Here is a 4960-nt window from a genome sequence, read left to right as displayed (position 1 = left end):
ACTCGCTACGACAAGACCCGCGAGTCCTACCAAGCCGCCGTCACCATCGCCTCAATCCTGCTCTGGATCTGACCTTTGAAGACGATCTCTAGGCCGAACTGCTGCGCATGGCCTACGCGGGCGGCCTCGTTCCGTACAACAACCCCGAGAAGTGGCGTAAGGACGAAATCGCTTCCACCGTCGTCGACACCGAGTTCCGCGGCGCCTCCGGTCGGCCCGCCGTAGTCACCGCACGCCCCGTCCCTGCGCAGCCGCTGCCGCAGCAGGACCACCATGCCGAGTGCGACAAGTCGGTGTACGACGGCGGCACCTGTACCTGCGACCTCGTCGAGCAGTACGGGCCGCCCTCCGAACGGGACGCCTACTGAGATGGACCTCTGACCGCTCTCCCCGCCCCGCTGACCCCGGGCCTTTCGCGGCCCGGGACCACATGGGCCGGTTGCCGACGTACGCCTGGGGCTCGGGGGCTCCTTGTCCGCGGCTGAGGTAGGCCCGCAGCGCCGAGGGACGGATGGCGGCGGCCGCGGCCAGGGCAGGGGTGCCGATCAATTGACCACCGGCGAGTTCGGGCGCGGTGAGAGTGATCACGCACTGCTCCAGCGGCGGCCGGCCGGGGCCCGTGGTGCGGTGGGCAGCCCAGCGGGCCAGGTCGTTCAGCCACCGCCCCGCACGGGCAGCGGCGCCCTGTTCGATGAGGTCGGCAACCTGGTGCAGCGTCCCGTGGCTCGCATCGGCCAGCGGGTCGGACAGGAGAGGGGAGGCAGTGACGGTGGCCGCGGCGGGCACGGCCTGCTCCTCCGGGGCGCCGGTGGCCGCGTCCCAGAGCTGGGGCGGGCGGAACCAGCCGGTGCCGTCCCACCAGTAGCCGCCGGCCCGGGTCACCAGCGGCCGGGTGTCGGGCGCGTGCCATGGTCCGGTGCCGTCGGGTCCGGCTTCGTACAGCAGGACCGTGCGCCCGGGGTCCGGGTGGGCGTGGAAGATCCACACGTGGCCGGGGTGGTCCGGGCCCGTGAGAGCGGTGGGCCCTCGCCCCGACCTCGACGGCGACGTGGCCGCGGCGAACATGGCCGAGCTGGTCCTGCGGATGCTGGGGGGGGGCGCCGCGCCCGAGGCCCGTGAGGTGGTGCGCCGCCCGCTGCCCGAACCGGTCGGATGGCGGGCGGTACGCGAGGGCCGGGTCAGGTCAGGTCGACCAGGCGTGTCGTGAAGACGTAGTCGGCGATCTTCTCACCCAGCGTGAGCGCGTCCTCGGCGTCCCACGGGAAGTGCACGCCGAGCCAGACCCTGCTGTAGGCGTCCTCCCGCGCGGCGGCGCTGAAGCTGGTGAAGTGGCGGGTGTGGACCGGGGAGCGCGGGTCGTCGGTGGTCATGTCGAAGGCGACGCCGTCCCGGAAGTACCGCTTCATGATGCCCGCCCACGCCGCGCCGAAGGTGGCGTGCCCGGAGGTCCAGGCGGGGAAGCACGGGTTGATGTTGACCCCGTTGCTGTTCTTCAGCAGGGGCTTCCACTCGCTGTCGAGACCGCCCTCACGGATGGCGGAGACCGGGCGCCACAGATCGATCGGCGTGTCGTACTTGACGTCCCGGACGGCGATCCCGGCGTCCGCCAGCGCGATGGAGACCAGCGCGAAGAGGCGGGAGTTCTGGTACGTGTTGAGGTTGAACTGGGTGGAGACGTCCCGGGTGGCCTGGAGTAGCTGGCCCGGCGGCTTGTAGGTGCCGTCGTTGTCGTTGGCCCAGAACCAGGCGGCGGCCTCCTGGTCCACGGTCCGGGTGATCACCGGGGTCGCCGTGGTCGGCGCCTCGGCCCCGATCCGGCGCACCGCGTCGACCTGGTCCCGGTAGGCGTCGCTGGCGAGCAGCTTGGCGTAGGTGCCGTACACGCCGGGCGTCGGCGGCCGGAACTGGGAGCCGGAGGTCAGCGCGAACGGCTTGACCTTGCCCCAGTTGGGATCGACGGCGTCGCTCTGCAACTGGCAGTCGGGGTCGTTCATGTCCGGGTAGTTGGTCGGGCGCCACGCTCCGGGTTCGAGAGTGCCCTGGTAGGGCCGCTTGTTCTCGGATCCGTCGAGGTTCCGTGCGTCGAGCATCTGCGTCACCATCGTGTTCACGACGGTGACGTCCAGCACGTCGAACTCGGTGGGTTCGGTGCCGAACCGCTGCCGGAAGCGGGCGTCCAGGAAGTCGGTCTGGGTGTCGCCGTAGAGGGACAGCAGGACGTTGTAGGCGGTCCGCCCAATGACCCGCTCCTCCTCGTCCGGGCCCTCGAAGAACCCGGCGTACTTCTCGGCGTGGATGTAGGGCGCGGAGGAGATCCCGCCCTTCCACTTGAGCTGGTAGGAACTGTCCGCGTCGTAGATGGCGGCGTTCATCATGGCGGCGGCCCGCGTGAACGGGACGGGACCGCCGCCCTCGCGCCTGATCAGCTGGATCAGTACGTCGTTCCAGTAGTGGACGGGGTCCTTGATGGTCTGCGGCGGCAGGGCCGCCTGCGCGGGCGCCGGGGCGGCGACCAGGAGGGTCCCGGCGGTGGCGAGCGCGGCCACGAGGGCCAGCGGAAGCCGGGCGCGGAATCGGCGCCTTCGTACGGATCTCGGGGCGGTGGTCTGCACGACTGCTCCTTGTGATCACGTTTGCGGGTACGCCACACCTGTGGTGGTGGCGCGATCATGACACGACGGCGGGGGCGGACGGGCGAATTCAGCCGCGTCCGGGGCAGAATGGCCGATCCCGGCCATGAACACAGGCGCGGACCGCCCACACCGGTCCACCGTTAGTGTCACCAGGCGTGAGCGCCGCAATTCCACCCGCCCACGGCCAGGTTGGAGACGCAGACGCGGGAAGCCGCGTTCTTTCCGTTCCGGTAGAAGCCGGTCGACGCCTTGGACTGTGGGATCTCATATGAGAGGGAGACGGTGGTCCAGTCGATCTCATTGGTCATGCGCCGCTCCAGCCAGACGTAGCAGCGGGATCCCCAGGACTGACCGAGAGCCTGGACGTAGTTGTCGGACGTCCTGCGGTTCATCCAGCCTTTACATGATCCGAGTGTGGCGTCCTTCCCGGGAATGTACTGGACGGCCTGGACGGTGGCACCGCCTTCTTGTATGGCAGGCTGCTGGGCCTGTGTCGGCCCTGCCAGCCCCACTCCGGCCAACAGGGTGGCGGCGAGAGCATTCCCACACGGGAGTACGTGGGCTCCATGTTTCCGGCTCTCCGCTCGACAAAGTGCGGATTGTGTCAGTCCACCGGAGCGGTCCAAGCGGACTGCCAGGTCGTTGGCCTCCCGGTGATGGGGGCGGTCCACGCCGCGTCCCACTACTGGCAAGCAGCGCACTGTTCCCCCATGTCTGAGCCGGGCGGCGGCAAGCCGACGCCGATGCCGCGCCGACGGGGCGGGACCGATCCCGGCCGCGCCGGCGCGGGCGGTCAGACGGCCCGGGCGGCCGGGACCGTGTCGGGCCCGGCGGCCGGCTGCGGGTGGACGCAATGCAGCGGTGGCCGTCCGGGCCGTCGGAGGCGGCCGGGAACACGGTGGCGCAGGCGTCGTCCGCCTTCCAGCAGCGGGTGCGGAATGGGCAGCCGGACGGCGGGTTCGTCGCCGAGGGCACCGGACCATGCAGCACGATCCGCTCAGGACGCTCCAGCAGACTCGGCGTGGCCGACAGCAGCGCCTCAGTGTACGGGTGCCGGGGGTCACCCGTGACCTGCGCGGACCGGCCCTCCTCCACCACACGGCCGAGGTACAGCACCGCGATCCGGTCGGCCAGGTACCACACGGTCTGCACGTCGTGGGAGATGAAGACCATCGCCAGACCGAGCCGGGCACGCAGGTCCACCAGGAGGTTGAGGATCTGCGCGCGCACCGACACGTCCAGGGCGCTGGTCGGCTCGTCGGCGACGATCAGCTCCGGCTCCAGCGCCAGCGCGCGGGCGATCGCCACCCGCTGACGCTGCCCGCCCGACAGCTGGCCGGGCAGCGCCCCCAGGGTGTGCCCGGGCAGGCCCACCAGGTCCAGCAGCTCCTCGACGCGCTGCTCACGCCCGGCGCGGGTGCCCCGGGCGTGCACGTCCAGCGGGTCCCGCAGGATCCGCCGTACCGGCAGGCGCGGATTCAGGGCGGTGGACGGGTCCTGGAAGACCACGCCGACGCTCGCCCCGAAGCGGCTCCGGCGTTCCGCCGCCGGCATCGTCCACAGGTCCTGGCCCTTGAAGTACACCTGACCCTCGGTCGGACGCTGGAGCCCGGTGACCATCCGGGCCAGGGTGGACTTGCCGCAGCCCGACTCCCCGACCAGGCCGAGAATCTCGCCGCGCCGGACCTCCAGCGAGGCGTCGGTCAGGGCGTGCACGGCGTCCCGGCGCAGGATGCCTCCGCTGCGCGCCTTGTGCCGGACGTGGATGCCGTCGAGCCGGACCAGCGGGTCCGTCATGGTTTCCTCGGGGGCAGTCATCGGGCACCCTCCAGCGACTTGGCCGACGGGCGCACAGGCGCCGGATGATGGCAGGCGAACAGGTGGTCGGGGGAGTCGCCGCGGTCGGTGGCCCGCGGCGGGGTGGTGGCGCACAGCTCGGTGGCGGCGGTGCAGCGCGAGGCGAACCGGCAGCCGGCCCCGAACGCCTTCGGCGCGGGCACCACACCGCGGATCTGGTGCAGCCGCTCGGCGGCCGGCATCGATCCGGCCCCGAGACGCAGCGGGCCGACGTGGCGTGCGTTCTTGACCGCGCAGGCTGAAGGGATCATCGCCTGCGACTTCCTGCACATCAACTTGGTCGACCTGCGCCGGGTGTACGCGCTGGTGTTCCTCGAGCACGGCACACGCCGGCTGCACATCACCGGCGTGACCGCCCATCCCACGGGGGCGTGAACGGTGCAGCAGGCGAGAAATCTTGCCGTCGAGTTGGGTGTGCGGGTCGAGTGGCTGCGTTTCCTGCTCCGCGACCGGGACGGAAAGTACACCGA

Annotated in this window: 3 protein-coding genes and 4 pseudogenes; 3 read left to right on the top strand and 4 right to left on the bottom strand. The window is 71.1% G+C overall.

All coding sequences use genetic code 11. The features are described 5' to 3' along the window. The first annotated feature begins 107 nt into the window (after positions 1–107). On the top strand, positions 108–368 hold the full coding sequence (locus ACZ4V1_RS35770; RefSeq protein WP_468345318.1) for a hypothetical protein: 261 nt from the start codon (positions 108–110) through the stop codon (positions 366–368). Positions 369–1027: 659 nt separating this feature from the next. Continuing rightward, a pseudogene (locus ACZ4V1_RS35765) lies at positions 1028–1207 on the top strand (hypothetical protein); the annotation flags it as partial. On the opposite strand, the gene ACZ4V1_RS35760 reads toward ACZ4V1_RS35765, so the two are convergent. From ACZ4V1_RS35760 to ACZ4V1_RS35745, 4 genes and pseudogenes are all read right to left on the bottom strand, one after another. Beyond that, complete coding sequence (locus tag ACZ4V1_RS35760; RefSeq protein ID WP_468345315.1) at positions 1179–2612, bottom strand: vanadium-dependent haloperoxidase; 1434 nt, start codon at positions 2610–2612, stop codon at positions 1179–1181. The pseudogene ACZ4V1_RS35765 and the gene ACZ4V1_RS35760 sit on opposite strands and share 29 nt — an antisense overlap. Before the next feature lie 167 nt (positions 2613–2779). Beyond that, complete coding sequence (locus tag ACZ4V1_RS35755) at positions 2780–3025, bottom strand: hypothetical protein (RefSeq protein WP_468345312.1); 246 nt, start codon at positions 3023–3025, stop codon at positions 2780–2782. A gap of 401 nt (positions 3026–3426) precedes the next feature. Then, positions 3427–4418 (bottom strand): annotated as a pseudogene (locus tag ACZ4V1_RS35750) (oligopeptide/dipeptide ABC transporter ATP-binding protein). A gap of 29 nt (positions 4419–4447) precedes the next feature. After that, positions 4448–4663 (bottom strand): annotated as a pseudogene (locus tag ACZ4V1_RS35745) (oligopeptide/dipeptide ABC transporter ATP-binding protein); the annotation flags it as partial. On the opposite strand from ACZ4V1_RS35745, the pseudogene ACZ4V1_RS35740 reads away from it, so the two are divergent. Then, positions 4656–4960, top strand: a pseudogene (locus ACZ4V1_RS35740) (integrase core domain-containing protein); the annotation flags it as partial. The pseudogenes ACZ4V1_RS35745 and ACZ4V1_RS35740 sit on opposite strands and share 8 nt — an antisense overlap.

Source organism: Streptomyces sp. NPDC028991 (assembly GCF_055564775.1).
Note: the sequence above shows the minus strand (reverse complement) of the source record. Positions and strands in the feature narration are given on the sequence as shown.